This is a genomic window from Pseudomonas sp. V88_4, from assembly GCF_029967985.1.
Lineage (GTDB): Bacteria > Pseudomonadota > Gammaproteobacteria > Pseudomonadales > Pseudomonadaceae > Aquipseudomonas > Aquipseudomonas glycinae.
Map to the genome: position 1 here is coordinate 479,614 of NZ_JASCAF010000001.1, position 26,016 is coordinate 505,629.

29 protein-coding genes, 1 tRNA gene and 1 pseudogene are annotated in these 26,016 nt (G+C 59.0%); 14 read left to right on the forward strand and 17 right to left on the reverse strand.

What is annotated here, in order from left to right:
- Position 1: 1 nt before the first annotated feature.
- From secD to queA, 4 genes are all read right to left on the reverse strand, one after another.
- Positions 2–1,873 carry a protein translocase subunit SecD gene (gene secD / locus QLG12_RS02130; RefSeq protein ID WP_011335820.1) on the reverse strand — a complete coding sequence of 624 codons (1,872 nt, stop codon included), beginning with the start codon at positions 1,871–1,873 and terminating at the stop codon, positions 2–4.
- Positions 1,874–1,937: 64 nt separating this feature from the next.
- Positions 1,938–2,273, reverse strand: coding sequence for a preprotein translocase subunit YajC (gene yajC / locus QLG12_RS02135; RefSeq protein ID WP_007956696.1), 336 nt, complete (start codon positions 2,271–2,273; stop codon positions 1,938–1,940).
- Between the two features lie 43 nt (positions 2,274–2,316).
- On the reverse strand, positions 2,317–3,432 hold the full coding sequence (gene tgt, locus QLG12_RS02140; protein WP_161794909.1) for a tRNA guanosine(34) transglycosylase Tgt: 1,116 nt from the start codon (positions 3,430–3,432) through the stop codon (positions 2,317–2,319).
- Between the two features lie 14 nt (positions 3,433–3,446).
- Positions 3,447–4,496, reverse strand: a complete 1,050-nt coding sequence (gene queA, locus QLG12_RS02145) for a tRNA preQ1(34) S-adenosylmethionine ribosyltransferase-isomerase QueA (RefSeq protein WP_197868440.1) — start codon at positions 4,494–4,496, stop codon at positions 3,447–3,449.
- A 108-nt stretch (positions 4,497–4,604) separates the two neighbouring features.
- Between queA and QLG12_RS02150 the strand changes: the two genes are divergently transcribed.
- From QLG12_RS02150 to QLG12_RS02160, 3 genes are all read left to right on the forward strand, one after another.
- Positions 4,605–4,689, forward strand: a tRNA-Leu gene (locus tag QLG12_RS02150).
- Between the two features lie 93 nt (positions 4,690–4,782).
- Complete coding sequence (locus QLG12_RS02155; protein WP_085649337.1) at positions 4,783–5,112, forward strand: hypothetical protein; 330 nt, start codon at positions 4,783–4,785, stop codon at positions 5,110–5,112.
- 110 nt (positions 5,113–5,222) lie between these two features.
- The gene (locus QLG12_RS02160; RefSeq protein WP_197868439.1) at positions 5,223–5,588 is read left to right on the forward strand and encodes a hypothetical protein; all 366 of its coding nucleotides are present in this window, start codon (positions 5,223–5,225) and stop codon (positions 5,586–5,588) included.
- A 24-nt stretch (positions 5,589–5,612) separates the two neighbouring features.
- Here the strand turns inward: QLG12_RS02160 and QLG12_RS02165 are convergent, their stop codons facing one another.
- Positions 5,613–6,362, reverse strand: coding sequence for a hypothetical protein (locus tag QLG12_RS02165; protein WP_282473798.1), 750 nt, complete (start codon positions 6,360–6,362; stop codon positions 5,613–5,615).
- 120 nt (positions 6,363–6,482) lie between these two features.
- Between QLG12_RS02165 and QLG12_RS02170 the strand changes: the two genes are divergently transcribed.
- From QLG12_RS02170 to QLG12_RS02190, 5 genes are all read left to right on the forward strand, one after another.
- Positions 6,483–6,857 (forward strand): hypothetical protein, encoded by a 375-nt coding sequence (locus tag QLG12_RS02170; protein ID WP_282473799.1) that lies wholly within the window; start codon positions 6,483–6,485, stop codon positions 6,855–6,857.
- A 111-nt stretch (positions 6,858–6,968) separates the two neighbouring features.
- Positions 6,969–7,715: a hypothetical protein gene (locus tag QLG12_RS02175; protein ID WP_282473800.1), complete on the forward strand. Its 747-nt coding sequence runs from the start codon at positions 6,969–6,971 to the stop codon at positions 7,713–7,715.
- Positions 7,716–7,786: 71 nt separating this feature from the next.
- Positions 7,787–9,706 carry an alkaline phosphatase D family protein gene (locus tag QLG12_RS02180; RefSeq protein WP_282473801.1) on the forward strand — a complete coding sequence of 640 codons (1,920 nt, stop codon included), beginning with the start codon at positions 7,787–7,789 and terminating at the stop codon, positions 9,704–9,706.
- Positions 9,707–9,905: 199 nt separating this feature from the next.
- Entirely contained in the window at positions 9,906–10,160 is a 255-nt protein-coding gene (locus QLG12_RS02185) for a type II toxin-antitoxin system prevent-host-death family antitoxin (protein WP_039765667.1), read from the forward strand.
- Positions 10,157–10,411 (forward strand): Txe/YoeB family addiction module toxin, encoded by a 255-nt coding sequence (locus QLG12_RS02190; protein WP_011335833.1) that lies wholly within the window; start codon positions 10,157–10,159, stop codon positions 10,409–10,411. Before QLG12_RS02185 ends, QLG12_RS02190 begins: the two co-directional genes overlap by 4 nt.
- Here QLG12_RS02190 and QLG12_RS02195 read toward each other — a convergent pair.
- Positions 10,405–11,592: an aspartate aminotransferase family protein gene (locus QLG12_RS02195; protein WP_282473802.1), complete on the reverse strand. Its 1,188-nt coding sequence runs from the start codon at positions 11,590–11,592 to the stop codon at positions 10,405–10,407. The genes QLG12_RS02190 and QLG12_RS02195 overlap by 7 nt on opposite strands.
- Positions 11,593–11,694: 102 nt before the next feature.
- Between QLG12_RS02195 and QLG12_RS02200 the strand changes: the two genes are divergently transcribed.
- The 4 genes from QLG12_RS02200 to QLG12_RS02215 all read left to right on the forward strand — a co-directional run bounded on the left by QLG12_RS02200 (position 11,695) and on the right by QLG12_RS02215 (position 14,517).
- On the forward strand, positions 11,695–12,600 hold the full coding sequence (locus QLG12_RS02200; RefSeq protein WP_007956710.1) for a LysR family transcriptional regulator: 906 nt from the start codon (positions 11,695–11,697) through the stop codon (positions 12,598–12,600).
- 45 nt (positions 12,601–12,645) lie between these two features.
- Positions 12,646–13,050 carry a GNAT family N-acetyltransferase gene (locus QLG12_RS02205; RefSeq protein WP_282473803.1) on the forward strand — a complete coding sequence of 135 codons (405 nt, stop codon included), beginning with the start codon at positions 12,646–12,648 and terminating at the stop codon, positions 13,048–13,050.
- Between the two features lie 64 nt (positions 13,051–13,114).
- Complete coding sequence (locus QLG12_RS02210; RefSeq protein ID WP_197868432.1) at positions 13,115–13,639, forward strand: hypothetical protein; 525 nt, start codon at positions 13,115–13,117, stop codon at positions 13,637–13,639.
- A 173-nt stretch (positions 13,640–13,812) separates the two neighbouring features.
- On the forward strand, positions 13,813–14,517 hold the full coding sequence (locus QLG12_RS02215; RefSeq protein ID WP_197868431.1) for a hypothetical protein: 705 nt from the start codon (positions 13,813–13,815) through the stop codon (positions 14,515–14,517).
- 70 nt (positions 14,518–14,587) lie between these two features.
- Here QLG12_RS02215 and QLG12_RS02220 read toward each other — a convergent pair whose 3' ends face one another.
- The 8 genes from QLG12_RS02220 to cyoA form a co-directional block, all read right to left on the reverse strand.
- The gene (locus QLG12_RS02220) at positions 14,588–15,079 is read right to left on the reverse strand and encodes a RidA family protein (protein ID WP_007956714.1); all 492 of its coding nucleotides are present in this window, start codon (positions 15,077–15,079) and stop codon (positions 14,588–14,590) included.
- A gap of 198 nt (positions 15,080–15,277) precedes the next feature.
- On the reverse strand, positions 15,278–15,592 hold the full coding sequence (locus QLG12_RS02225; protein ID WP_007956715.1) for a helix-turn-helix domain-containing protein: 315 nt from the start codon (positions 15,590–15,592) through the stop codon (positions 15,278–15,280).
- Complete coding sequence (locus QLG12_RS02230) at positions 15,589–15,933, reverse strand: toxin (protein WP_065261338.1); 345 nt, start codon at positions 15,931–15,933, stop codon at positions 15,589–15,591. Before QLG12_RS02230 ends, QLG12_RS02225 begins: the two co-directional genes overlap by 4 nt.
- Positions 15,934–16,058: 125 nt before the next feature.
- Positions 16,059–16,946 carry a heme o synthase gene (cyoE, locus tag QLG12_RS02235; protein ID WP_039765651.1) on the reverse strand — a complete coding sequence of 296 codons (888 nt, stop codon included), beginning with the start codon at positions 16,944–16,946 and terminating at the stop codon, positions 16,059–16,061.
- A gap of 10 nt (positions 16,947–16,956) precedes the next feature.
- Positions 16,957–17,292 (reverse strand): cytochrome o ubiquinol oxidase subunit IV, encoded by a 336-nt coding sequence (cyoD, locus tag QLG12_RS02240; protein WP_011335842.1) that lies wholly within the window; start codon positions 17,290–17,292, stop codon positions 16,957–16,959.
- Positions 17,292–17,918 carry a cytochrome o ubiquinol oxidase subunit III gene (locus QLG12_RS02245; protein WP_007956720.1) on the reverse strand — a complete coding sequence of 209 codons (627 nt, stop codon included), beginning with the start codon at positions 17,916–17,918 and terminating at the stop codon, positions 17,292–17,294. The genes cyoD and QLG12_RS02245 overlap by 1 nt, the downstream gene beginning before the upstream one ends.
- A 3-nt stretch (positions 17,919–17,921) precedes the next feature.
- On the reverse strand, positions 17,922–19,952 hold the full coding sequence (gene cyoB / locus QLG12_RS02250) for a cytochrome o ubiquinol oxidase subunit I (RefSeq protein WP_007956721.1): 2,031 nt from the start codon (positions 19,950–19,952) through the stop codon (positions 17,922–17,924).
- 3 nt (positions 19,953–19,955) lie between these two features.
- Positions 19,956–20,897: a ubiquinol oxidase subunit II gene (gene cyoA, locus QLG12_RS02255; protein ID WP_011335843.1), complete on the reverse strand. Its 942-nt coding sequence runs from the start codon at positions 20,895–20,897 to the stop codon at positions 19,956–19,958.
- 27 nt (positions 20,898–20,924) lie between these two features.
- Here cyoA and QLG12_RS28685 point away from each other — a divergent pair.
- A pseudogene (locus tag QLG12_RS28685) lies at positions 20,925–21,190 on the forward strand (hypothetical protein).
- 531 nt (positions 21,191–21,721) lie between these two features.
- Here QLG12_RS28685 and QLG12_RS02260 read toward each other — a convergent pair.
- The 3 genes from QLG12_RS02260 to hmpA form a co-directional block, all read right to left on the reverse strand.
- The gene (locus tag QLG12_RS02260) at positions 21,722–22,231 is read right to left on the reverse strand and encodes a disulfide bond formation protein B (protein ID WP_007968385.1); all 510 of its coding nucleotides are present in this window, start codon (positions 22,229–22,231) and stop codon (positions 21,722–21,724) included.
- A 25-nt stretch (positions 22,232–22,256) separates the two neighbouring features.
- Positions 22,257–22,817: an ester cyclase gene (locus QLG12_RS02265; RefSeq protein ID WP_282473804.1), complete on the reverse strand. Its 561-nt coding sequence runs from the start codon at positions 22,815–22,817 to the stop codon at positions 22,257–22,259.
- Positions 22,818–23,046: 229 nt separating this feature from the next.
- A complete protein-coding gene (gene hmpA / locus QLG12_RS02270; RefSeq protein ID WP_197868429.1) occupies positions 23,047–24,228 on the reverse strand; it encodes an NO-inducible flavohemoprotein in 1,182 nt (393 codons plus the stop codon).
- Positions 24,229–24,391: 163 nt separating this feature from the next.
- Here hmpA and norR point away from each other — a divergent pair, with 163 nt between their 5' ends.
- Positions 24,392–25,945: a nitric oxide reductase transcriptional regulator NorR gene (gene norR / locus QLG12_RS02275; protein WP_197868428.1), complete on the forward strand. Its 1,554-nt coding sequence runs from the start codon at positions 24,392–24,394 to the stop codon at positions 25,943–25,945.
- Positions 25,946–26,016 lie beyond the last annotated feature (71 nt).

Consider the following 26,016-nt stretch of genomic DNA (forward strand, 5'->3'; position numbering starts at 1 on the left):
CTTAAATCCACAACTTCTTGAAGTCACGTCCGCCAAAGATCAGGTTGACCATTGCGCGGGTCACCATGATGGCCGTGAACATCGAGGTAAAGATCCCGAGGGACATGGTCACTGCAAAGCCCTTCACCGGGCCGGTGCCCATGGCGAAGAGGATGCCGCCGACCAGCAAGGTGGTCAGGTTGGCGTCGAGAATCGCAGTGAATGCCCGGCCGAAGCCTTCGTTGATTGCACGTTGCACGGTCATGCCGGCGGCGATCTCTTCACGAATCCGCGAGAAGATCAGCACGTTGGCGTCGACCGCCATACCCATGGTCAACACGATACCGGCGATACCCGGCAGGGTCAGCGTGGCCCCCAGCAGCGACATCAGCGCCAGCAGCAACACCATGTTCACCGCCAGTGCAACGGTAGCGATCAGGCCGAAGAAGCGGTAGATGGCGATGATGAACAGCGAGACGAACAGCATGCCCCACAGCGATGCATCGATACCCTTGGTGATGTTGTCCGCACCCAGGCTCGGGCCGATGGTGCGTTCTTCAGCGAAGTACATCGGAGCAGCCAGACCACCGGCACGCAGCAACAGCGCCAGTTCGGACGACTCGCCCTGACCGTTCAGGCCGGTGATACGGAACTGCGCACCCAGCGGCGACTGAATGGTCGCCAGGCTGATGATTTTCTTCTCTTCCTTGAAGGTCTGCACCGGCACGTCTTTTTCGACGCCGTCGACCACTTGCTTGACGTAAGTAGTCACAGGGCGCTGTTCGATGAAGATCACCGCCATGCTGCGACCGACGTTGCTGCGGGTCGCGCGGTTCATCAGATCGCCACCGTGACCATCCAGACGGATGTTCACTTCAGGCGTACCGTGCTGCGAATCAAAACCGGCCTTGGCGTCAGTCACCTGGTCACCGGTGATGATCAGGCCACGCTCGATCTGCGCAGGAGGACGCTTGCCTTCACGGAATTCGAAGGTCTCGGAAGTGGCTTTCGAAGCGCCCGGCTCCGCAGCCAGACGGAACTCCAGGTTGGCCGTCTTGCCGAGGATACGCTTGGCTTCGGCAGTGTCCTGCACGCCCGGCAATTCAACCACGATACGGTTGGCACCCTGACGCTGGACGATCGGTTCGGCTACACCCAGCTCATTGACGCGGTTACGGACCGTGGTCAGGTTCTGCTTGATGGAGTATTCACGGATTTCCGCCAGCTTGGCCGGGGTCATCGCCAGACGCAGCACCGGTTGACCGTTGAGATCGGCCGGCACAATGTCGAAATCGTTGAAATTCTTGCGGATCAGCGCACGGGCCTGTTCACGGGAATCAGCATCGCTGAAGCCCAGCTGAATGGCGCCATTGAGTTGCGGCAGGCTGCGATAACGCAGTTTCTCTTTGCGCAACAGGCTCTTGACGTCGCCTTCGTAGACTTTCAGGCGGGCGTCGAGGGCTTTGTCCATGTCCACTTCCAGCAGGAAGTGCACACCACCGGACAAGTCCAGACCCAGCTTCATCGGGTGCGCAGCCAGGTTGCGCAACCATTGCGGGGTGGTTTGTGCCAGGTTCAGCGCGACGACGTAGTCATCACCCAATGCCTTGCGGACAACGTCTTTGGCCGGCAGCTGGTCTTCAGCCTTGGTCAGACGGATCAGACCGCCCTTGCCGTTCGCAGCCAGGCTCGAAGCCTTGACGTTGATCCCGGATTCCTTGAGCGCGGTGCTCACGCGATCCAGGTCGGCCTGATTGACCTGCAGGGCCGTGCTGGCGCCGCTGATCTGAATGGCCGGGTCATCGGGGTATAGATTCGGAGCGGAATAAATCAGACCGATCGCCAGCACCGCCAGGATCAGAATGTATTTCCACAGAGGATATTTGTTCAGCATCACGCCGCCCGTTATGAACGCGGGGCGCCTTGCGCGCCCCGTCGATTGAGTAGAAGTTGGAACCTTAGATCGCTTTCAGCGTGCCTTTTGGCAGCGTGGCGGCGATGGCGCCCTTCTGGAACTTCATTTCCACGGTGTCGGAAACTTCCAGAACCACGAAGTCATCGGCCACTTTGGTGATCTTGCCGGCGATGCCGCCGGTGGTGACCACTTCGTCGCCCTTCTGCAGGCTGCTCAGCAGGTTCTTCTGCTCTTTGGCGCGCTTGGCCTGTGGACGCCAGATCATCAGGTAGAAGATGACCAGGAAGCCGACCAGGAAAATCCACTCGAAGCCGCCGCCCATAGGCGCTGCAGCCGGTGCAGCCGCGTCAGCCATGGCATTAGAGATAAAAAAGCTCATTTAGCACTCCAGTTGCAAATGTTGAATCTTGGGGTCAGAAAACTCAGTCCAAAGGCGGAACGGGAAGCCCGCGTTTGGCGTAGAAGGCATCGACAAAGGCGGCCAATGTACCCTGTTGAATAGCCTCGCGCAAACCAGCCATCAGCACCTGATAATGGCGCAAATTGTGGATGGTATTGAGCATGCTGCCGAGCATTTCGCCGCACTTGTCCAGATGATGCAGATAAGCGCGGGAGAAGTTCTGGCAGGTATAGCAATCGCAGGTCGGATCCAGCGGCGAATCATCATGGCGATGGAACGCGTTACGGATCTTCAGCACGCCTGTATCAATGAACAGATGCCCATTGCGGGCATTACGGGTTGGCATCACGCAATCGAACATGTCCACACCGCGGCGCACACCCTCAACCAGATCTTCCGGTTTGCCAACGCCCATAAGGTAACGAGGTTTGTCAGCCGGCATCATGCCCGGCAGGTAGTCCAGCACCTTGATCATTTCATGCTTGGGCTCGCCCACCGACAGACCACCGATGGCCAGGCCGTCGAAACCGATCTTGTCCAGGCCTTCCAGCGAGCGCATGCGCAGGTCCTGGTGCATGCCGCCCTGAACGATGCCGAACAACGCCGCCGTGTTGTCGCCATGGGCATTCTTCGAACGCTGGGCCCAGCGCAGCGACAGTTCCATGGACACACGGGCCACGTCTTCGTCAGCCGGGTACGGGGTGCATTCGTCGAAGATCATCACGATGTCCGAGCCCAGGTCGCGCTGGACCTGCATCGACTCTTCCGGGCCCATGAACACTTTCGAGCCGTCGACCGGGGAGGCGAAGGTCACGCCTTCCTCTTTGATCTTGCGCATGGCGCCGAGGCTGAACACCTGAAAACCGCCGGAGTCGGTCAGGATCGGGCCTTTCCACTGCATGAAATCGTGCAGGTCGCCGTGCTCCTTGATCACTTCGGTACCCGGGCGCAGCCACAGGTGGAAGGTGTTGCCCAGAATGATTTCCGCGCCAGTGGCGACGATGTCACGCGGCAACATGCCCTTGACCGTGCCGTAGGTGCCCACCGGCATGAAGGCCGGGGTCTCGACGGTGCCACGGGGGAAGGTCAGACGACCACGACGGGCCTTGCCATCGGTGGCAAGCAGCTCGAACGACATACGACAGGTGCGACTCATACTGTTTCCTCTGGGCCGCGCGGCGCGGGATTACGGGTGATGAACATCGCATCACCGTAGCTGAAAAAGCGGTATCCGTTGTCCACGGCGGCTTTGTAGGCGGCCATGGTTTCCGGATAACCGGCGAACGCCGAAACCAGCATCAACAGCGTGGACTCGGGCAAATGGAAATTGGTGACCAGGGCGTCGACCACATGGAACGGCCGGCCCGGGTAGATAAAGATGTCGGTGTCGCCACTGAACGGTTTAAGTACGCCATCGCGGGCGGCGCTTTCCAGCGAACGCACGCTGGTGGTGCCGACAGCGATGACGCGACCGCCACGCTCACGGCAAGCGGCGACGGCATCGACCACGTCCTGACCGACTTCCAGCCACTCGGTGTGCATGTGGTGATCTTCGATCTTCTCGACGCGCACTGGCTGGAACGTGCCGGCGCCGACGTGCAGCGTGACGAACGCCGTCTCGACGCCCTTGGCGGCGATCGCTTCCAGCAGCGTCTGATCGAAATGCAGCCCGGCGGTCGGCGCCGCCACCGCGCCGAGTTTCTCGGCATACACGGTCTGATAGCGCTCGCGATCCGAACCCTCGTCCGGGCGATCTATATAAGGAGGCAACGGCATGTGCCCAACGCGATCGAGCAGCGGCAGCACTTCTTCGGCAAACCCCAGCTCGAACAGCGCATCGTGACGCGCCAGCATCTCGGCTTCACCGCCGCCGTCGATCAGGATCTTCGAACCCGGTTTCGGCGACTTGCTGGAGCGCACATGGGCCAGCACGCGGTGGGAATCGAGCACGCGTTCGATGAGGATTTCCAGCTTGCCGCCGGACGCCTTCTGCCCGAAAAGCCGCGCCGGAATCACCCGGGTATTGTTGAACACCATCAGATCGCCGGGGCGCAAATGCTCCAGCAGATCAGTGAATTGACGGTGTGCCAGGGCGCCGCTGACCCCATCCAGGGTCAACAGGCGACTACCGCGACGCTCGGCCAAAGGATGGCGGGCAATCAGCGAATCAGGAAGCTCGAAGGTAAAGTCAGCAACGCGCATGATGGGGTTCGTCTAGCAGGGCCGGAAAGTCTAGCGGAAATATCGAAAATTGACCATGAAACGTGATTGACCAACGGTAGGCACCTCTCTATACTTCGCCGCCATTGAGCCCTGATGGCGGAATTGGTAGACGCGGCGGATTCAAAATCCGTTTTCGAAAGGAGTGGGAGTTCGAGTCTCCCTCGGGGCACCAAAATTAAAAAAGGTCTTGCTTAGCAAGGCCTTTTTTTTCGTCTGTCGGAAAGTGTCGCTGGCTCTCCGGCGAGATCTCACACAGGTTCACCCCATGGAAACGTCACTGGAAACCGTCGCCCTGTTCTCCCTCAAACTCGCCTACGAGGAAGAAGGCCTGAGCCCGATTCTGCGCGATGACATGGTCATGGGCGACTATCAGAAAGACGTGTTCGAATTGCTGGTGCGCCGGGGTGATGTCGAGACGATCCAGTTCAAGATGAACGAGTGCCTGACGCTGGCGATGGATGCGTTGGGTGGCGTCGAGAAACCGTTGGGGCGGGAACTGCACAAGTTGTCGACCGACTTCCGCCAGGCGCAATCGTTGGAGCAACTGGATCAGCCGCTCCTCGCGCTCAAGGGTTATTTGAAGGACATTCTTTAAGCTACGCAGATGAAGCAAGTGGCGCGAAGCTTCTATTTTGATATCTTGCCGTCCACTCGCCAGAGGCCTGTCAACCGCCTCTGTTATCGCGCACTCGGGAATAAACCAAAATGGATGCTGTGTTGTGCTTGCTGGTGATGGCTGGAACCTGGCTGTGGGTAGTGAAGCAACGGGGTGAGTGGAACCTGTTGCTGGCCAACCTTGCCGGCGCCGGAAGTGGCGTGGTTACCGGCATTGTGTTCACGCTGCTTTACGACGCAGTCATTGGTACGTCGATGGCGACACCCAACCTGAATCGCAGTCTGTTGGTGTTCATCACCAGCGCGGGCGTTCTGGCGGGGGTATGGCTGTGGATTGCCAATCGCCGTCAACCCGAACATCCGGTTGCACGTCAGTTGCTCGGCGCGGTGTGTGGCCTGGTCGCCGGCATGGCGACCCTGCTGTTTCTGGCGGTGAATTATTTCCCCCACACCTGAGTGGACGGCGCGGCTGTTTTGCAGTCAGCGCCGAACCTTCAACACCCGAATATCCGTCGCAAATCCGTCGGCGCCGACAATTTTCTTCCAGCCCACATACTGAAACTCGCCCCGCTCATCGATGTAATCGCCCTTCTCCACCGACCTGCCGCCGACAATCGCCACGCGCTTTTCCTCACCACACCCGCCATCCGACGGCCGAACGGTGTAGATCACATACGGCTTCACATATTGCGTGGCACGAAAGTATTGGCCGCAGACTTCATCGACGGTAATCAGCATGGTTTTCAGGCGCGCTGCGCCGTCCATGTCTTCGTGAAGTTTGAGGAAGGAGATTTCGCCGACATCGCTGTAGCCGAGTGAACGGGCGCGTTGGTATTCGGGGGAGTTCTGGTGGGCAATGCGGCCTTGCTCGGCGGCCTGATTCATTCTGTCGGCGAACTCGGCTTTGCCACGGGCAATCATCGCATCGGCCTCGGCCGCCACGTTTTCGCATTGAGCGAACTCCCCGGAGGCAAGGTATTGGGGAGGCAGATTTGGGCGGTGCTCATTCATGCTCCCCTGGCTGTTCTCCAGATCGCCCATCACCTCAAAGGCGCCGGGCACGCGACCGCTCTGGACGTCGGCCATTTTTTCCTGCATGCGCTGACAGTTGGCGAGGTAATACTTCCAGCTGTTTTCCGGGTGCTCTTTCCAGGCGGCGAACGCCGGGGTCATGGCGCTGGCGAAAGTAATTGCGCACAGCAGACGCAAAGCAGGGGCGACTTTTGACATGAGTAGTCCATTACAGGAATCAGGAAAGTGGCGCGAAGCTACTATTTTGCTATCTTGCCGTCCACTGTCGCCAAGCTTATCAAGGGCATGCAAAGCGACTGATTCAAAAGGATGAATTCGATGGATGGTGTGCTTGCTTTAATGGCTTGGGCCGGCATGTGGGTGTGGGTCGTCCGAAATCGCGGCGCCTGGAATCTGCTCCTCGCCAACGTGCTGGGCGCAGCCAGCGGCATGGTGGTGGCTGTAGCGGTCAGTGAGCTTTGGATTGGCCTGTTCGGATCAACCCGACCGCCGATTTACGGCGTCATGGGCATATTGCTGGAAATAATGGCAACGGTTGCCGCGCTGGTGGGTGTCTGGATGCTGGTGGCCCGTCGCTCGCAGGCTGAACATCCCGTCATGCGTCAGCTTCAAGCCGCCGCGTGCGGCATGGTGGCGTGCTTAGCGGCGATCATATTGTTTGCAATCATCAATTCACCCAAAAGCGGCATGTAAATGTCTTCGTGGCGTCAGACTTCCATTTTGGTATCTTGCCGCCGATCGTCAGAACTCATTCTGCGCGACGTACTGTTTTCAGTTTTTTTGCAGGTTTAAGGAAAGGATCGAATGGAGTTTCTGCGTTTTCTGGCATTTGTCGCGGCCTGGGGTTTCATGTGGCGCTGGGTGGTGAAAAACCGCGGCAGCTGGAATCTGTTTTACGCCAACCTGGTCGGTGTCGCGGGCGGTTTCATTGTTTCGATGGTGGTGTTGGCGATCACTTTTTCGTTGTTCCCGTCGGCGCATCGCTACGAAGCCGCGCAGACTGAAAACGTCGTGGCACAACAGCAAGCCGAGCCGACCTCGTTGCTGCCGGAAGCCGAGGCCATTGCAAGCCCTGCTGCGCTGAAAGATGCGCCGGTGTTTGCCGCTATCGAGCCGGACAACAAGCCCTCCCCGGCGGATTCCGCGTTGCTGCCGAACTACGCCAGTCGCGCGCCGAAGACGATGTCGGTGCAAACCGTGATCGACCAGAGTGACGATCAGGGGCGCAAGGCCCTGACGGCGCTCAGCAAAAAATTGCGCGCTGACGCCCAGGGCGATAAATCGATGCTCGCGTATGTCATGTGCAGCCCGTTCGTGACCAGCACTTTGCGCTTCCCCGCGTCTGCCCGGTTTGCTGACAGCAAAAGTCTCACGCCGCAGCGCTTCAAGGATCAGGTTTACTCCTTCAGCAACACCGTCACCGCGCGGAACATGAATGGCGACGACGTGACGTACCGCTTCGACTGCTCCGTACAGGAACAGCCAAGAGTCGACGCGACACCTGCCGAATGGCGCCTGTTGGCGCTGAAGCTGGAAAAAACGGGCTCTTAAGCCTGGTTTAAGGGTTCGAGGCGCCGGCTGCGCTATCATCGCCGGCCTGTGCGCCTTGAGCTTTTCCCCCGATGCCTCCGACACCTGATGACCTGAGCCCGCTGCCCGCTGTTCTGGCCGGGCCGTTGCTGCGCCGACTGGAACCGACGCGCTTAGTGTTTTGGCTGGTCGGCAGCCGCGAGCTGTCGCTGACCCTGCGCCTGCAAGGCGTAGGGAACATTCCTCTCGATAGCGGGAAATGCACCGTCATTCCGGTAGGCACCCGGGCGTTTGTTCACCTGATCGACGTTCCGCTGGAAACCGCCCTGCCCTGCGATACCCGCATCGACTACGACCTGTTGATCGATGGTCAGCAGCCAATCGCCGACTGGGCGCCACACCTGCTCTACGACAACGCCACCGGCCCGAATTTCGTCCTGCGCTCGCGCATCGACCAGTTACTCCACGGCTCCTGCCGCAAGCCCCATCATCCGGCCGCCGACGGTTTGCTTTGCGTTGACCGGTTACTGGCCGCCGAAACCGATCCGCAGCAACGCCCAGCGCTGTTGATGATGAGCGGTGATCAGGTCTACGCCGACGACGTTGCCGGCCCGATATTGCGGGCGATTCATGCCTTAATCGAGCGCCTCGGTCTGTTCGGTGAACACCTAGAAGGCGCGGTGGTCAGCGACAGCGCGAAACTCTACGAACACCCGGCCAGCTACTACCATCGTGCGGATCTGCTGCCGGCTCTGGAAAGCAACGAGACATTGCGCGAGCGTTTCTTCGGGGGTGCGCGCAAGCCGATTTTCACCAGCAGCAGCGCCGACAATCACCTTGTGACGTTTGCCGAAGTCATGGCCATGTATTTGCTGGTGTGGTCGCCAACCCCGTGGACACTGGTCAATCCACAGCCGCCAGCACTGACGCCCGAACGCCTCAAGCGCTACGCCCTCGAACAGACCCGCATCGACGGCTTCAAGGCCGGCCTCAGCCAAGTGGCCCGGGCATTGGCGCATCTGCCGAGCCTGATGATTTTCGACGACCATGACATCACCGACGACTGGAACCTGTCCGCGCAATGGGAGGAAACGGCCTACGGCCACCCGTTCTCCAAACGCATCATCGGCAACGCGCTGATCGCCTACATGTTGTGTCAGGGCTGGGGCAACAATCCGGATGCATTCAGCGCAGTGCTGGAGAAAACCCGAGGCCTGAGCGCCAGCGACGATGACCGCTATCTCGACGCTCCCGTGCAGGACGAACTGATTGATGAACTGTTGCGCTTTCAGCAATGGCATTTCGTCTTGCCGACCAGCCCGGCGCTGGTGGTGCTCGACACCCGTACCCGACGCTGGCGCAGCGAAATGGCGCTCAAGCAACCGTCGGGTTTGCTGGACTGGGAAGCCTTGAGCGAACTGCAGCAGGAACTGCTCGACCATCCTTCGGCGATCATCGTTTCGCCGGCACCGATCTTCGGCGTGAAGCTGATCGAAACCGTGCAGCGAGTATTCAGCTGGTGCGGTTATCCACTGCTGGTGGACGCGGAAAACTGGATGGCCCATCGCGGCGCCGCCCAGGTGATCCTGAACATTTTCCGACACTCGCGTACACCGGGCAGTTACGTGGTGCTGTCAGGCGACGTGCATTATTCCTTCGTCTACGAAGTCCTGATCCGACACCGCAAGGCCGGCCCGCGCATCTGGCAGATCACCAGCAGCGGCATCAAAAACGAATTCCCGCCGACCCTGCTGGAATGGTTCGACCGTCTCAACCGCTGGCTCTACTCACCGCGCTCGCCCCTCAACTGGCTGACCAAACGCCGCCGCATGCGCATCGTTCCGTACGTGCCGGAACACGCCGAAGCGGGCGAACGACTGTGGAATTCGGCGGGGATCGGCCAGGTGTTTTTCAATCAACAAGGACAGCCGAACGACATCATCCAGCACAACTCGAACGGCGCGCCGAAGACCCGGATGCTGGCGCCGGATTTGTCGGACTACCCTGATTAGAAAAATCTCACTTAGAGAGTGAGAGAGATGGCAGACTCGTCGGAATCAGCTTACAGAAGACCCAGAAACGTCTCGATGAGACTTCGGTGATACTCAGCACACCGCAGGCAGCCCGTCTGCGGCACAACCACTGATAGGTATCGCCTTGTCTTCCTGTACTCATTTCTGTACGTTCTTTGCATCAAGCGAGGACTACAACATGGACACTATCAACTACACCACAGCTCGTGCGCACTTGGCTGAAACCATGGATCGCGTGAATGAAGACTGCGCCCCACTTCTGGTAACCCGCCAAAAAGGCGAGCCTGTAGTGATGATGTCTCTGGCCGAATACAACGCGCTGGAAGAAACGGCTTATCTGCTGCGCTCTCCGGCCAATGCCGAGCGCTTGATCAAATCGATTGGCGAAATGCGCGCTGGAAAAGCCAAAGTCAGGCAACTGATTGAAGAATGAAAATCCAGTTCACGCCAACGGGCTGGGAAGACTACTTATGGTTTCAACAAAACGATAAGGCCGGTCTCAAACGAATCAATCTTTTGATCAAAGCGATCCAGCGCCAACCCTTTGAAGGCTTGGGTAAACCGGAGCCGCTCAAGCACAACATGAGCGGCTTCTGGTCACGGCGGATAACTGCCGAGCATCGCCTGGTGTATGCAATCGTAGACGGCGAAATCTGCGTCATAACTTGTAGATTTCACTACTGACCGAGGGATGAGACATGGCTCAGGGAACGGCCAACACCTCTGACAATCATCCCCACCTCCCGCTCATCAATCGTCAGCGGCGGCAGCAGCCGGATCGTCTTGCCGCGCGTGACGTTGATCAGCAATCCATGATCCCGCGCGGCAATCAGTGTCAGGTCGCGGATCGGCTGTTTGAGCTCGATGCCGATCATCAGCCCTTGCCCACGAATCGCCAGCACATTCGGATTGTCCGCCAGCTCTGCACGCAGGCGGGTCAGCAGGCGCTCGCCCTGGACCCTGGCATTTTCCAGCAGGCCCTGTTCCTCGATGATCTCGAGCACGGTGCAGCCCACCCGGCACGCCAGTGGATTGCCGCCGAAGGTGCTGCCATGGCTGCCGGGGGTGAACAGATCGGCAGCCCGGCCCCGTGCCAGACAGGCGCCGATCGGCACGCCGTTGCCCAGGCCCTTGGCGAGGGTCATGACGTCGGGAACGATGCCTTCGTGCTGGAACGCAAACCAGCGACCGGTGCGTCCGATACCGGTCTGGATTTCGTCGAGCATCAGCAGCCAGGCGTGACGATTGCACAATTCACGCAGGGCCTTGAGGTAGCCGGGCGGTGCCAGTTGCACACCGCTTTCACCCTGAATCGGCTCGACCAGAATCGCCACGATTCGCTGGCCATGCTTGCGCTGCACAAGCTCCAGCGCCTGAAGATCGCCGAACGGAACCTTGACGAAATCCCCGGGCAACTCATTGAAACCCAGGCGCACCGCCGGGCCATCGCTGGCGGACAAGGTGCCGAGGGTACGGCCATGAAACGCGTTGGCCATCACCACCACCAGCGGCTGTTCGATGCCTTTGCGCCAGCCGTACAGACGCGCCAGTTTCAGTGCGGTTTCGTTGGCCTCGGCACCGGAGTTATTGAAAAACGCCCGCTCCATCCCCGCCAGTTGCGTCAGCTTGTGCGCCAGCGACTGTTGCCAGTCGATGCTGTAGAGGTTGGAGGTGTGCAGCAGCAATCCCGCCTGCTCGCTGATCGCCGAGACGATGCGTGGGTGCGAGTGGCCAACATTGGTCACCGCCACGCCCGCCACCGCGTCCAGATACTCGCGGCCCGCCTGATCCCAGAGTCGGGTGCCCAGGCCTTTGATGAAGCTCAATTCCAGCGGTTGATAGGTGTTCATCAGGGCGGCGGTCATGTCGGCAAACTCCAGCGAGGTGAGAGGTGCTGGCAGTATGGTTATCCACCTGAACTGGATAAACTCGGCAAAACTTCAATCATTTAAAAGCCGGGCTTGATAATGGATCTGTTCCAGTCGATGAGCGTGTACGTCAAGGTTGTGGAGTCCGGCAGCATGACGGCGGCCGCGCTGCAGTGCGAAATGTCCACGACCATGGTGGGCAATCACCTGCGGGCGCTGGAGCAACGACTCGGCGTACAACTGTTGCAACGCACCACCCGGCGTCAGCGGCTGACCGAGTTCGGCAGCGTTTACTACCAGCGCTGTCTGGAAGTGCTCGGCCTGGTCGCCGACTCCGAACGCCTCGCTGAGCAGACGCTCGATGAACCGCGCGGCATCCTGAGGGTGACCGCGCCGCTGACCTTTGGTGTCGAACGCCTGGCCCCGGCACTCAGTGAGTTTTCCCTGCAATGTCCGCAGGTCAAACTCGACGTGATCCTGACCAACCGCCGCCCGGATCTGCTGGAAAGCGGTCTCGACGTGGCCTTCCGACTGGGCCACTTCGACCAATCCAACCTGATCGCCCGCCCGCTGATCGACTACACCCTGACCGTCTGCGCCTCACCGGAGTACGTGGCCCGACGTGGCATGCCACTGACCCCTGAAGAGCTGCGTCAGCACGACTGCCTGTCCTTCGCCTACCCCGCCGGCGATGACTGGCAATCGGTGGAAAAACAGTGGCGCCTCAGCGGCCCGGACGGCGAAATCATGGTCGACGTCAAAGGTCCGATGCTGATCAACAGCTCAGCCGGTCTGCATCAGGCCGCACGCACCGGTATGGGCATCGTGATGCTGCCGGACGCGCTGGTGGAACAGGACCTGCGCGATGGCAGACTGGTCGTCGTGATGCCTGACTACCAGCCGCCGAACCGCCCGATGCATCTGCTCTACGCGCCGGATCGCTACCGGCTGCCGAAACTGCGTCGCTTCGTCGAGTTCGCCATGCAGATGTGGGGCAGACCGTAAGCAACGCGACTACTGTTGGAAACACACCAGGGACGGAATCAACGAATGAAAAAAGAGATTTCAATACGCGACCTCCTGCCCACGGAAGTGGAGGCGGCAAGACAGTTTCTGGAGCGGCACGGCTGGGGCCATCGCACCGGCACCGCCGAACATTTCGCACAGCTTGTTCAGAACTCTCAGCGCACCGCTGTGGCATTGAGCGGCCAGCAGATTGTCGGTTTCGCCCGTGGCCTCACCGATGGCTTGTCCAACGGTTACCTGTCGATGGTCGTGGTCGACGGGCAACATCGGCGCGCGGGTATCGGGCGGGCGCTGGTCGAACAGGTGATGGGCGACAATCCTGACATTACCTGGGTCCTGCGTGCCGGACGCGAAGGTGCAGAAGCGTTTTTCGCCACCCTGGGATTTGAAACGTCGGCGATCGCGATGGAGCGTTTGCGACTGAAATAGCCGACGGTTTCTGTGGCCCCGGCTATGCTCCACCCTCCTCCTTTTCCAGCATGGATGCTGCGCAATGCTCACGATTCTGCAAAACACTCCGATACGGGTTTACCTGATTTTTCTGCTGGTGGTTTATTTCGGTATCAAGTCGTTTTCTCCCCGCCGCGAGAGCCGTGCCTCGATGCTGATTACGCCCCCGGCGTTTTTGGCGTGGTCGCTGTACTCCTTGAACCTGTCGATCAACCCGGTCTTGTTTTTCAGCACCTGGCTCGCCGCGCTGTTGCTGGGCGGTTTCTCGGCCTGGCTGGTGTTTTCCCGCCGAGGCGTGGTGCTCGACGACTCCGCGACAGGGCTGATCATGCCGGGCACGGTAAAAATCCTGATCATGTACCTGATGTTCTTTTCCGCGAACTACTATTTCGGCTATCAGCATGACGTGAATCCGGAGCGTTCCGCGTCCCCGGACATGCAGCTGCTCAAGTCCGGCATTGCGGGTTTCATGTGCGGCCTGATCGGCACCCGTTCTCTGAAGCTCTACTGGACGCTGCGTGGCCTGACATCCCGGCGGTTACCGGAGAACGCTATCGCCAATGAATGAGACAGGGCACGCGCGGTGCCTGGTAGCCCTTCACAAATCATCCAGACAAATAATCGGCACCACCGGCCCCTTGCTCCGTGACAACGCCGCTGCGCTCCCCTAAATTAGTCGGCCTGAAAAAGCCCCCAGCGCTTTCTCGTCTCATCTCAAGTTAAAAAAGTAGTGAAATTTCAATGTCCGATTTCAACACCGCTGAATCCGTAGTCACTCTGTCGTCCAAAGCGGAATACGAAAACTCCATCAATCTTTCACAACACATCCCACAGGCGAAAATCATCAGCGAGATGGTGCTGGACGCGTTCCAGTCGAGCCGCGAGAGCGATCAGATCCGCGAACTGCGCGCCGCGATCCGTCAGGCCCACGACCGCTTCGATGATGACCAGGCCTACGAGCTGATGGGCGAACTCAAGCGCCTGAAGGACGCCGAGGCTGCCGACATCGCCGCCCTCGAAGACCTCAGCAGCAAGTTCCCGATCAGCCGCATCCTGTCCAGCTTCAAAGACGATCCGGCGTTCCAGGAAATCGTCTACGGCCTGGCCCTCAAGGTGCTGAACCAGACCCATCAAGCAATCAGCAACCCGAGCGGCGGCAAGAGCAAGGCCGCCCGCGCCAAGAAAGACGTCGAAGTGTTCAACATCAGCAAGGACGGCATCAGCGTGACCCTGCCAATGCGCACACCGCGTTCGCGTCTGAGCGTGGATCGCGAGGCGCTGGAATTCCTCGGCTTCACCTTCGTCGGTGAAGGCGACGAGGCGGAAATCGAAGGCGAGACCTTCGTCGACAACGCCGGCACCGAGCACGCGATCAACCGCAAGAACATCATCACCGCCCTGCAACAGCAAACCGCGTTTGATGGCTACAGCATCGCCGCCCAGTAATACCGGCGCAGACGAAAAAGCCCCGCTCTGAATTTCAGGCGGGGCTTTTTGTTGTCCGGCGATTGGCGATTTATGCCGAGGGATGCACCGCGGCAATCATGTCGACTTCGATGGCTGCGTTTTTCGGCAACTGATAGACACCGACGGTGGTGCGGGTATGGCGCCCGACATCGCCCAACACATAACTGAATACGTCCGATGCACCGTTGGCGACTTCGCTGAGGTCGACGAAATCCGGCGTGGACTTCACGTACACCGTGACCCGCAACAACGACCGGACCTTGTCCAACGAACCGACCGCATCGACGATAAAAGCCAGACAACGCATCGCGCTGATACTCGCCGCAGCCTGCGCATCCTTGAGCGTCAACTCCTGCCCCACCCGCCCCGGATACTGAATCTTGCCCTCGGTGCGCGGCACCATCCCACTGATGTAAATCTCATCGTGATGACGGATCAACGGCGCGTAATTGCCACCCACCGTGTTCTCGCCATTGATGTCGTAATTCAGCTCTTTTGCCAGGGCAATGAAGCGCTCGTCGCAGGTCATCCTCTCAGTCATTTCGCCCAGCCTCTTGATCGATGCATGAAAACCGCAGATTACGACAGTCGAGCGCCGAACAGTGCTTGGCGCCATAACTGACAGGGTTGGATCCAAATCTAGGTCGCTTGCCAGTACACCGCAACCCGTGGCTGCTACAACGAAAAAGCCCCGCACGACATAAACCGCGCGGGGTTTTATTTAGACTTGGAAATGACTTTAAACAGCACTCAACCGCTCGACCATGTCAGGGAATTTTTCCACCAAACGGATCAGCAAGGCAGCCTGAGCGTTGGGCTTTGATTTCTCCTGCTCCCAGTTTCTCAGAGTGCTTGGACTTGTCCTGATTCGCCTGGCAAAAACCGCCTGTGACATGTGCAGTTTTTCCCGTAGCGCTACGATTTCCTGAGCACCGACTTCAGGGGCGGGTTTGTCCTCGAGTGTCGTATTACGTAGCGTGATTTTTCCTTCGCGTTGAGCCGCCATCTCATCAACGCCCTGCATCAATTCTGCAAACAGGTCGCGTTTTTTCATGGGGTACCTCGTGTTTTCAACTCTTTCTCTATAGCTCCCTTGAGCGCCTTCTCTTGCTCGGCAGTCAAATTCTCAAGCTCATCTTTGTCATAAATCGCAAACATCCAGAACTGGCCATCATTCATAAGCCAATAATAGATAACTCGCAAGCCGCCTCGCCTGCCCTTGCCTCGACGAACATCAACCCAACGCAGTTTTCGGAAGCCGCCTGTTCGTGGCATGACATCGCCCGCATGCGGATTGCTTTGCATGTAGGTCTGCAGCTCACGGTATTCGTCGTCCGTGAGGTAATGACCCAGGTTTGCGGTGAATAGTGTGGTTTCAAAGAATACTGTTCTCATCCAAAAACTATAAGCAAATTGCCTATAGCTGAACAATAAACACTTTTCGCAGCGAATAAACAATCCTCAACAAAAAACCCCGCTCATCTCTCGATGAACGGGGTTTCTCGTACAACGTTCGAACCTTACGGCGCGTACGTCAGCAGCAGCTCGGTCGGCACCTTGAAGTCCAGGGACATCATGACGCTCAGCGCGGTGATGGTGAAGATCGAGAACACGAACAGCTTGCGTGCCCAGACCGTGTCATCCACCGCCTTGTAGCCGGTCCAGGCCATGTACAGCCAGTACATGCCCATGGCCGCGGCGACGGCGAGGTAGCTCATGCCGGCGTAACCGCTGAAGGTCAGCATCAAGGTCGCCACGAGGAAGGCCAGGATGTAGAACAGGATGTGCTTCTTGGCCACCTGGATCCCGCGCTTCACTGGCAGCACCGGAATCGATGCGGCCAGGTAATCGTTGAAGCGGAAGATCGCGATGGCGTAGGAGTGCGGCATCTGCCACAGGCTGAACATCACCAGCAGGGTCAGCGCGGCCATGTCGAAGCTGTTGGTCACGGCCACGTAACCGATCACCGGCGGCATGGCGCCCGACAGACTGCCCACCAGCGTGCCGTGAACCGACTTGCGCTTGAGGTACAGGCTGTAGAAGCCGACGTAGATGATGAAGCCGATCACGGCGAACAGGGCAGCCAACGGGTTGGCCACCTTGTACAGCAACGCAACGCCGGCGACACCCAGGACGGTCGCATAGACCAGGGCCAGTTTCAGGGAGATCAGGCCCTGGACCAGCACCCGGTTCTTGGTGCGTTCCATCTTCAGGTCGATGTCGCGGTCGATGCAGTTGTTGAACACGCAACCGGAGGCCACAACCAGGGAAGTGCCGATCATGGCTGCCAGAAACACGGCCAGATCGACATGCCCTTTCGAGGCCAGGAAGAACCCGCCTGCCACAGAAAGCACGTTACCGAAAATGATCCCCGGTTTGGTGATTTGGATAAAGTGCTTGAGCGACATCGGGTTTACCTCACTTCGCCATCATGTAGGTGTGGATGCTGAACATGATCCACAGCGACAGACCGACCAGCAGCACGATCACGATGGCCGTAAAGACGAACGCAATCACGTTGTTACGTTGAGCGATGGAACGGTCCAGGTGCAGGAAGTAATACAGGTGAACGATCACCTGGATCACGGCGAACAGCAGGACGATTGCCAGCGTCGTCGACTTCGGCAGGGTCGGGTACATCACCAGGCCGAACGGGATGACGGTCAGGATTACCGACAGGATGAAGCCGATGGCGTACGACTTTACGCTGCCGTGGCCAGCATCATGGCTGTCATGGGAGTGTGCATTAGCCATTACAGGGTCCCCATCAGGTAAACAACGGTGAATACGCAGATCCACACCACGTCCAGGAAGTGCCAGAACAGGCTCAGGCAGCTAAGACGGGTCTTGTTGGTCGCCGTCAGGCCGTGCTTGTTGACCTGGTACATCATGATGCCCATCCAGATCAGACCGGCGGACACGTGCAGACCGTGGGTACCGACCAGCGTGAAGAACGCCGACAGGAAGCCCGAACGGCTAGGACCGAAGCCCTCGGAGATCAGCAGGTGGAACTCGTTGATCTCCATGGCGATGAAGCCTGCGCCGAGCAGGAAGGTCATGAACAACCAGCCCAGAACCTGCTGCTTTTTACCCTTGTACAACGCCAGCATGGCGAAGCCGTAGGTGATCGAACTGAACAACAGCAGAGCGGTTTCGCCCAGCACGTATGGCAGTTCGAAGATGTCGTGGCCCGACGGGCCACCGGCGACGTTGTTTACCAGTACCGCGTACACCGCGAAGATCGACGCAAACAGAATGCAGTCGGTCATCAGGTAGAGCCAGAAACCGTAGACGGTCATCTCGCCCGAGTCGTGGTGATGGTCATCGTGCCCATGGTCATGACCATGGGCGTGTCCAGCATTGGTCACTAAGTTCGACATTGTTTAAGCCTGTTCCAACTTGGTTTCAACACGGGTTGCGGAAGCAGGGATCTTCCCGGCCGCTACCAGACGCTTGTGCTGCTCGGCTTCGATGCGCTCGATTGTTTCAACCGGCACCATGTAGCCCTGATCGTCACGTGCTGCGTGGATCACGAAGTAGATGACAGTGCCGGCCAGGCTGGCGATCGCCAACCACCAGATGTGCCAGATCATCGCGAAACCGAACACGGTCAGCAGTGCGCCCATCACCACGCCAGTGGCGGTGTTGTTCGGCATGTGGATCGGTTCGTACTTGGCCGGAGCCTTGTACGCGGTACCGTTTTCCTTGGCCTCGGTGAACGGATCGATGCAGTCTGCTTTTGGCAGTACAGCGAAGTTGTAGAACGGAGGTGGCGACGAGGTCGACCATTCCAGGGTATGGGCATTCCACGGGTCACCGTGTTCGCACATGTTTTCTGGCTTGTTGCGGTCACGCACCGACACGTACAGCTGGATCAGCTGGCAGGCGATACCCACAGCGATCATCACCGCACCGAACATGGCAACGTACAGGTACGGTACCCACTCAGGGTTGGTAGTGGCGTTCAGACGACGGGTCATGCCCATGAAGCCCAGAGCGTAGAGCGGCATGAACGCGACGAAGAAGCCCGAGATCCAGAACCAGAACGCTGCTTTACCCCAGCCTTCGTGCAGCTTGAAGCCGAACGCTTTCGGGAAGTAGAAGCCGAAACCTGCGATGTAGCCGAATACCGCGCCGCCGATGATCACGTTGTGGAAGTGAGCGATCACGAACAGGCTGTTGTGCAGAACGAAGTCAGCACCCGGGATGGCCAACAGTACGCCGGTCATGCCGCCGATGGCGAAGGTCACCATGAAGCCCAGGGTCCACAGAACCTGGCTGGTGAAGCGCAGACGGCCCTGGTAGATGGTGAACAGCCAGTTGAACAGTTTCACACCCGTCGGGATGGAAATCAGCATCGTCGCCAGACCGAAGAAGGCGTTGACGCTGGCACCCGAACCCATGGTGAAGAAGTGGTGCAGCCAAACCATGAAGCCCAGTACCGAGATCGCGCCCGAGGCGTAGATCATCGAGTGGTGGCCGAACAGTTTCTTGCCGGTGAAGGCCGAGATGACTTCCGAGAAAATGCCGAATGCCGGCAGGATCAGGATGTAAACCTCAGGGTGGCCCCATGCCCAGAACAGGTTGACGTACATCATCGGATTGCCACCAAGTTCATTGGTGAAAATGTGGAAATCCATGTAACGGTCAAGGGTCAGCAGTGCCAGGGTAGCGGTCAGGATCGGGAACGAAGCCACGATCAGAACGTTTGCCCAGGTGCAGGTCCAGGTGAAGATCGGCATGTCCATCAGTTTCATGCCAGGGGTACGCATTTTCAGCACGGTCGCGAGGAAGTTAACCCCCGTTAGCGTTGTACCCAGACCCGATAGCTGTAGCGCCCAGATGTAGTAGTCCATCCCCACGCCAGGGCTGTATTGCAGACCCGACAGCGGTGGATAGGCAACCCAGCCGGTCTTGGCGAATTCGCCGACGCCCAGGGACAGGTTGATCAGCACGACGCCGGACACCAGCAGCCAGAAGCTCAGGGAGTTCAGGAACGGGAACGCAACGTCACGCGCGCCGATCTGCAGCGGCACTGCAAGGTTCATCAGGCCGGTGAAGAATGGCATCGCCATGAAGATGATCATGATCACACCGTGAGCGGTGAAGATCTGGTCATAGTGTTCAGGTGGCAGGTAGCCAGGCGAACCCTCGGTGGCCATGGCCAGCTGGGTACGCATCATGATGGCGTCGGCAAAACCGCGCAGCAGCATGACCATGGCGACGATGATGTACATCACGCCGATTTTCTTGTGGTCGACCGACGTCAGCCACTCGGTCCACAGGTAAGTCCACTTCTTGAAGTAGGTGATTGCAGCGAACAACGCCAGACCACCGAGCGCGATCATCGAGATGGTGACCATCACGATCGGCTCGTGGAAAGGGATCGCTTCCCAACTTAATTTACCAAACATCGTTTACTCCTCTGCCCCGGCAGCTGAATGCGAATTCGAGTCCATATCCGTTGCCGCCACTTCTTTCTCTTTCTTCTCGTGCTTCAGCGGCTTGCCCGGTTTCATGCCTTCGTACTTGTCGACGATGGTCTGGAACAGGTTCGGCGTGACCGAGGAGTAGAGCTCGACTGGATTGTTCTGGCTTGGCTTGGCAAGGGCTGCGTATTCAGCGGCTTCAAGCTGTTTAGGTGCCTTTTTGACTTCACTTACCCAGGCGTCGAAATCTTCCTGAGAAGTTGCGATCGCTTTGAATTTCATACCGGTGAAACCAGCGCCGCTGTAGTTGGCGGAGATACCGTCCATTTCAGCGTTGCGGTCAGCGATCAGGTGCAGCTTGGTGGTCATGCCCGCCATCGCGTAGATCTGGCCGCCCAGGCCCGGGATGAAGAACGAGTTCATCACCGCGTCCGAAGTGATCCGGAAGTTAACCGGCGTGTGCGCCGGGAACACGATCTTGTTGACCGTGGCGATGCCTTGTTCCGGGTAGATGAACAGCCACTTCCAGTCCAGCGCGACCACTTCGATGGTCACCGGCTTGACGTCGGATTCGATCGGACGATACGGATCCAGCGAGTGGGTCGACTTGTAGGTGATGTAACCCAGGGCAATGATGATCAGGACCGGGATGGTCCAGACTGCCACTTCGATCTTGGTCGAGTGCGACCATTTCGGGGTGTAGACGGCGTTCTTGTTCGAGGCGCGGTACTTCCAGGCGAACAGGAACGTCATGACGATGACCGGCACAACGACCAACAGCATCAGCAGCGTGGCGGTGATGATCAGGTTGCGCTGTTCCAGGCCGACCTGGCCCGTTGGATTGAGCAAGGTCATGTTGCAGCCTCCCAGCAACAACGTGCCGAGCAGCGGCACTAGGCCTAGTAATCTGGGGTACCTGTTTTTACTCATCTCACGACCTCTAAAGCAGCTTGCGCAATGCAGTTGGGTTTTGATCGCCAACACTTCACCCTGCCAAGGGTTGGCATTTTCTTTGGATTGAATAAGGGCTGCCCGTCGCGCGTCAGACGCTCGACAAAACCTGGGACAGCGGTCAGTTCTTATTCGAATTCGTGGTCAAAGGCCTTGTTACAGACCAATTCCATTTGGTGCGGAAAGTTGGAAGGCACCGACACCTGGGTGTCTCGCAAGCCTCTCGGCTGCCCGACACCCGACTTCCTGCTCGCCTCCTTAATAAAGGCTGAACAGTGCCGGGAATTCAGTGCGGGCGATTGTAGATAGGTAGCGCCCTATACACCATGTCTTATCCCGAAATAATTTTTATCGCTCAGAGCAACAATCCATCACCGTTTTTGCAAAAGTGAGCCATGTTATCGAAATCGATTCTCAACAAAAACACCAAAAAGTGTACGTCTACCCGCATCAGTTCAGACAGCTCCGTGGGCTTTTTCCCACCGCACGATTCGCGCAAAGCCCGATATCCCAAGGCTTTTGGCCATCTGTCAGAGTCTGTTAAAACTGCCTGATCCGGCACCCCCGTGCAAAGAACGAAAAACGCCGGAACAGACCAATCCTTTTTTGTAACAGCACTCCAATCCGAGCCGGTGAAACGCGCTGCGACACGGCGCGTGTGACAACATGTCGCACACCTGTCGCACCCTTCCTTGCCGTTCGTCACGGTGTTTTCACACAGACCCTGAAATGCCAAACGCCTCGATCTGCGTCACCGCAAATCGAGGCGTTTGTATTATCGGCGCAGGTGCCGAAAAGTTGATTCAGCGCAATGCTTTTCGGTTACGCGAGGTCAGCAGCGGCACCAGGATCACCACCAGCACGAAGGCCACCAGCGCCCATTGAGCGAGCGACAGACCGAGGATCGGCGGGTACGGCGTCGAGCAGAAACCGTCGACCTGGAAGCCCAGCGGGAAGATCTTCGCCAGCGGCAGGTCATCGACGATCGGCTGCAACACATCGATGCCGCAGCTCACCGCCGGATAGAACTGGGTGTACACGTGATGCCCGGCGACACCGGCCCCGGCGATGGCACAAATCACCACCAGCACCTCGAACACGGTGATGCTGCGCCGGGTGCGCATGGCCGCGCCGATGAACGCGAACAACGCGATCAGCAGCAACGCATAACGCTGCAGGATGCACAGCGGGCAAGGAGCCTCGCCCAGCACGACCTGCATGTACAGCGCGCCGCCGATCAGCGCCAGGCAGATGATGCCCAGCAGCACCAGAAAGCGCCGCTCACGTCCCAATCGAATCGTTTCCTCGCTCATCGCGTTTCCCTTTCATGTCCATGGTTCAGCTGGCCGGCGGCTGCGCTTGCAGTTGCGCCATCAGGCTGATGTTGTCTTCGATATGCCAATTGGCCGCGATGCGACCGTTGTCGATCTGATAGATATCGGTTGCCCGGAAGTCTACACGCTGGCCCTGCCCTTTGAGAGCCTTGAACGTGCCGGTGAAATGGCCGCGAAAGTGCAGATGCACCACCACGCGATCCCCGGCGACGATCATTTGCTCGATCTCGCAACTCAAGTCCGGCACCGCCGTGCGAAAGAGCTTCGACGCCAGCAACGGCCCGGTCGGCCCCTGCACCCGGCCTTCCGGCGGGGTCTTGTCGACGAACTGCGGCGACAGGGCGGCGGTGGCCAACACCTCTTCGCCCGTGTTCCAGAAACTGCCGTAACGCCGCGCCGCCAGTTCCATCGCATCACGCTGGGCCTTGGGCAGGCTCTGATCGACGATCAGGGTCTGGGGTTCGATCAAGACGGATTCGGCGAACGCGAACGGACTGGACAGCAAGGCAACCGACAGGCCCAACGTGGCCAGGCTGAAACGACGGTAAGAGGCGAAGTGCGACATGGGGGCGATCCTGATCATGTAAACGAACGAGCGCCTATCATCAGCATCGGGGAATAAACGATAAACCGGTTAAGAAACGATTAACCTTTAAACAGAATTTAAGAATCAAGTCAGCGGCGCCCCCATCGCGGGCAAGCCCGCTCCCACAGGTTCGGCGTCGCTCATGCTGTGTACGACATAAATCCTGTGGGAGCGGGCTTGCCCGCGATAGAGGCGACTCGGTCCTGGATTACTCCAGAGCCGCAGCCGGCCCGAAGAACTCATACCGGCTCTGCTTCTCAGGCACGCCCAGCGCCTTCAGGTGGCGCTTGATCGCCCCCATGAAACCTTTCGGCCCGAGGAAGTAGGCGTCCACATCACGCTGTTCCGGCAACCACTCGCCCAACTGTTCCTGGCTCAACAACCCGACCTTGTCCGCCGCCGGGCTCACGCCGTCATCTTCGGCGTAGCAATAAAAACGCTTGAGCTGCGGATGACGCGCGGCCAGACCATCGATCCAGTCACGGAACGCATGCACGCTGCCATTGCGCGCGCTGTGGATGAAGTACACCGGACGCTCGGTTTCCAGCGCCGCTTCCAGCATCGCCAGCGTCGGAGTGATGCCGACGCCGCCGCTGATCAGTACCAGCGGTTTTTCGCTGGCGGTCAGGGTGAACTCGCCCGATGGCGGGAACAGCTGGATGCTGGCACCGACATGAAGCTGATCATGCAGGTAATTGGAGGCACGGCCGCCCGGTTCGCGCTTGACGCTGATGCGGTATTGGCCTTTGTTGGCCAGGGCCGACAGCGAATAGTTGCGGCGGATTTCCTCACCATCGAGGATCAGCTTCATGCCGATGTACTGGCCTGGTTCGGCCGCCAGGATCGGGCCCTTGTCCGCCGGCTCGAAGTAAAACGAAGTGATTTCCGCGCTTTCCTCGACCCTGGCCGCGACGATGAACTCCCGCGCCCCGCGCCAGCCGCCGACGGCCTGTTCTTTCTGGTCATAAATGGCGGTTTCGGCACCGATCAGAATCTTGGCCAACTGACCGTAGGCTGCGCCCCAGGCGCTCATCACCTCTGGGGTGGCGATTTCTTCGCCGAGCACTTCGGAGATGGCGCGCAGCAGGCAGGTCCCGACGATCGGGTAATGCTCCGGCAGGATCTGCAACGCCACGTGCTTGTTGATGATTTTCGCCACCAGATCGCCCAACTGGTCGAGTTGATCGATGTGGCGCGCATACATCAACACGCCGTTGGCCAGGGCGCGAGGCTGGTCACCGCTGGCCTGGTGGGCCTGGTTGAACAGCGGGCGGACTTCCGGGTACTCGGAGAGCATCATGCGGTAGAAATGGGTGATCAGCGCTTCACCGCCGCTTTCCAGCAGAGGCACGGTGGATTTGACGATGGCACGATCCTGGACGCTAAGCATAAGGGTGACTCCTGAGCTTTCTCTAAAAGTGCCTTGTTCATTCCAGTATTCGTGCCAACTATTTTTTTAATATAAATCAATAGCTTGAAAATTATGTAGTCAGATCGACACAAGCACCTCTATAGTCGCGTCGACTACAACGTGTCTCTTTGACTACAGGCCTATGTCCGCCAAATCATTGCTCACCGCCCTGCTCCCACTGGTTTCCGACCTGTCCCGCGAACTGCCCGAAGGCGAGCGCTACCGGCGCCTGCTGGAAGCCATGCGCGCCCTGCTGCCCTGCGATGCCGCCGCCCTGTTGCGCCTCGACGGCGAGTGGCTGGTGCCGCTGGCTGTGGACGGATTGAGTACCGACACCCTCGGCCGCCGGTTCAAGGTCAGCGAACATCCTCGCTTTGAAGTGCTGCTGGCCGGCGAAGGGCCGACCCGTTTCGCCGCCGACAGCGATCTGCCCGATCCGTACGACGGACTGGTCGACGGCCTCGACGATCATCTTGAAGTTCACGATTGCCTCGGCTGTCCGTTGTTCGTCGATGAAAAGCTGTGGGGGCTGATCACCCTCGACGCCCTCGATCCGGAGCGCTTCGAACCGATCGAACTCGACGCCCTGCAAGCCTTCGCCAGCCTCGCTTCGGCCACGGTCAACGCCGCCGAACGCATCGAGCGTCTGGCGATCCGCGCCGAAGACGAACACCAGCGTGCCGAGGTCTATCGCCAGGCCAGCGGCCAGCAGAACCGCGAAATGATCGGCCAGAGCAAGGCGCATAAACGGCTGGTGGAAGAGATCAACCTGGTCGGCGGCAGCGACCTGACCGTGCTGATCACCGGCGAAACCGGGGTCGGCAAGGAACTGGTGGCCCAGGCCATTCACGCAGCTTCCAAGCGCGCCGAGAAACCGATCATCAGCCTCAACTGCGCAGCGCTGCCGGACACGCTTGTCGAAAGCGAACTGTTCGGCCACGTGCGCGGCGCCTTCACCGGCGCCACCAGTGACCGGCGCGGAAAGTTCGAACTGGCCAATGGCGGCACGCTGTTTCTCGATGAAGTCGGTGAGTTGTCGCTGACCGTCCAGGCCAAGCTGTTGCGGGTTTTGCAGAGCGGCCAGTTGCAGCGTCTGGGTTCGGACAAGGAGCATCAGGTCGACGTGCGCCTGATCGCCGCGACCAACCGCGACCTGGCCGAAGAAGTGCGCAGCGGCCGCTACCGTGCCGACTTCTACCATCGTCTCAGCGTTTACCCGTTGCGGGTCCCCGCGCTGCGTGACCGGGGCCGCGATGTGTTGCTGCTCAGCGGTTATTTCCTGGAACAGAACCGCTCGCGCATGGGCCTCAATAGTCTGCGCCTGAGCAGCGACGCCCAGGAAGCGCTGCTGGCCTACACCTGGCCGGGCAACGTGCGGGAACTGGAGCACTTGATCGGACGCAGTGCACTGAAGGCGCTGGGCAACTGCAAGGTGCGACCGAAGATTCTCAGTTTGAGCGCGATGGACCTCGATCTGCCGCGCGAGGTTGTGGATAACTCGCCGGCGCCGTCCGAAGCGACTGCCGCCCTGCCCTTGATCAGCGGCGACCTGCGCACCGCCACCGAGCAGTATCAGCGGCAGTTGATCAGTGCAGCGCTTGAGCGCAATCAGGACAACTGGGCCAGTGCTGCGCGTGAACTGGGGCTGGACCGGGCGAATCTGGGTCGGATGGCAAAGCGGTTGGGGATGAAATAAAAGTTCCGCCGTCGGATTGACGCCGGAATCCCTAAAGCCTGCCGATTACAAGTCGATAACCCGGCATCGAT

Coding starts and splice junctions, on each gene's coding strand:
- QLG12_RS02165 (WP_282473798.1), bottom strand. CDS start 6,362: ATGTCAAAAGTCGCCCCTGCTTTGCGTCTGCTGTGCGCAATTACTTTC.
- QLG12_RS02225 (WP_007956715.1), bottom strand. CDS start 15,592: ATGAAAAAACGCGACCTGTTTGCAGAATTGATGCAGGGCGTTGATGAG.
- QLG12_RS02215 (WP_197868431.1), top strand. CDS start 13,813: ATGTCCGATTTCAACACCGCTGAATCCGTAGTCACTCTGTCGTCCAAA.
- QLG12_RS02185 (WP_039765667.1), top strand. CDS start 9,906: ATGGACACTATCAACTACACCACAGCTCGTGCGCACTTGGCTGAAACC.
- QLG12_RS02160 (WP_197868439.1), top strand. CDS start 5,223: ATGGATGCTGTGTTGTGCTTGCTGGTGATGGCTGGAACCTGGCTGTGG.
- QLG12_RS02175 (WP_282473800.1), top strand. CDS start 6,969: ATGGAGTTTCTGCGTTTTCTGGCATTTGTCGCGGCCTGGGGTTTCATG.
- QLG12_RS02260 (WP_007968385.1), bottom strand. CDS start 22,231: ATGAGCGAGGAAACGATTCGATTGGGACGTGAGCGGCGCTTTCTGGTG.
- norR (WP_197868428.1), top strand. CDS start 24,392: ATGTCCGCCAAATCATTGCTCACCGCCCTGCTCCCACTGGTTTCCGAC.
- cyoE (WP_039765651.1), bottom strand. CDS start 16,946: ATGTCGCTCAAGCACTTTATCCAAATCACCAAACCGGGGATCATTTTC.
- cyoB (WP_007956721.1), bottom strand. CDS start 19,952: ATGTTTGGTAAATTAAGTTGGGAAGCGATCCCTTTCCACGAGCCGATC.
- tgt (WP_161794909.1), bottom strand. CDS start 3,432: ATGTCGTTCGAGCTGCTTGCCACCGATGGCAAGGCCCGTCGTGGTCGT.
- QLG12_RS02230 (WP_065261338.1), bottom strand. CDS start 15,933: ATGAGAACAGTATTCTTTGAAACCACACTATTCACCGCAAACCTGGGT.
- hmpA (WP_197868429.1), bottom strand. CDS start 24,228: ATGCTTAGCGTCCAGGATCGTGCCATCGTCAAATCCACCGTGCCTCTG.
- QLG12_RS02155 (WP_085649337.1), top strand. CDS start 4,783: ATGGAAACGTCACTGGAAACCGTCGCCCTGTTCTCCCTCAAACTCGCC.
- QLG12_RS02210 (WP_197868432.1), top strand. CDS start 13,115: ATGCTCACGATTCTGCAAAACACTCCGATACGGGTTTACCTGATTTTT.
- yajC (WP_007956696.1), bottom strand. CDS start 2,273: ATGAGCTTTTTTATCTCTAATGCCATGGCTGACGCGGCTGCACCGGCT.
- QLG12_RS02220 (WP_007956714.1), bottom strand. CDS start 15,079: ATGACTGAGAGGATGACCTGCGACGAGCGCTTCATTGCCCTGGCAAAA.
- cyoD (WP_011335842.1), bottom strand. CDS start 17,292: ATGGCTAATGCACACTCCCATGACAGCCATGATGCTGGCCACGGCAGC.
- QLG12_RS02170 (WP_282473799.1), top strand. CDS start 6,483: ATGGATGGTGTGCTTGCTTTAATGGCTTGGGCCGGCATGTGGGTGTGG.
- QLG12_RS02195 (WP_282473802.1), bottom strand. CDS start 11,592: ATGACCGCCGCCCTGATGAACACCTATCAACCGCTGGAATTGAGCTTC.
- cyoA (WP_011335843.1), bottom strand. CDS start 20,897: ATGAGTAAAAACAGGTACCCCAGATTACTAGGCCTAGTGCCGCTGCTC.
- QLG12_RS02190 (WP_011335833.1), top strand. CDS start 10,157: ATGAAAATCCAGTTCACGCCAACGGGCTGGGAAGACTACTTATGGTTT.
- QLG12_RS02205 (WP_282473803.1), top strand. CDS start 12,646: ATGAAAAAAGAGATTTCAATACGCGACCTCCTGCCCACGGAAGTGGAG.
- queA (WP_197868440.1), bottom strand. CDS start 4,496: ATGCGCGTTGCTGACTTTACCTTCGAGCTTCCTGATTCGCTGATTGCC.
- QLG12_RS02265 (WP_282473804.1), bottom strand. CDS start 22,817: ATGTCGCACTTCGCCTCTTACCGTCGTTTCAGCCTGGCCACGTTGGGC.
- QLG12_RS02200 (WP_007956710.1), top strand. CDS start 11,695: ATGGATCTGTTCCAGTCGATGAGCGTGTACGTCAAGGTTGTGGAGTCC.
- QLG12_RS02180 (WP_282473801.1), top strand. CDS start 7,787: ATGCCTCCGACACCTGATGACCTGAGCCCGCTGCCCGCTGTTCTGGCC.
- secD (WP_011335820.1), bottom strand. CDS start 1,873: ATGCTGAACAAATATCCTCTGTGGAAATACATTCTGATCCTGGCGGTG.
- QLG12_RS02245 (WP_007956720.1), bottom strand. CDS start 17,918: ATGTCGAACTTAGTGACCAATGCTGGACACGCCCATGGTCATGACCAT.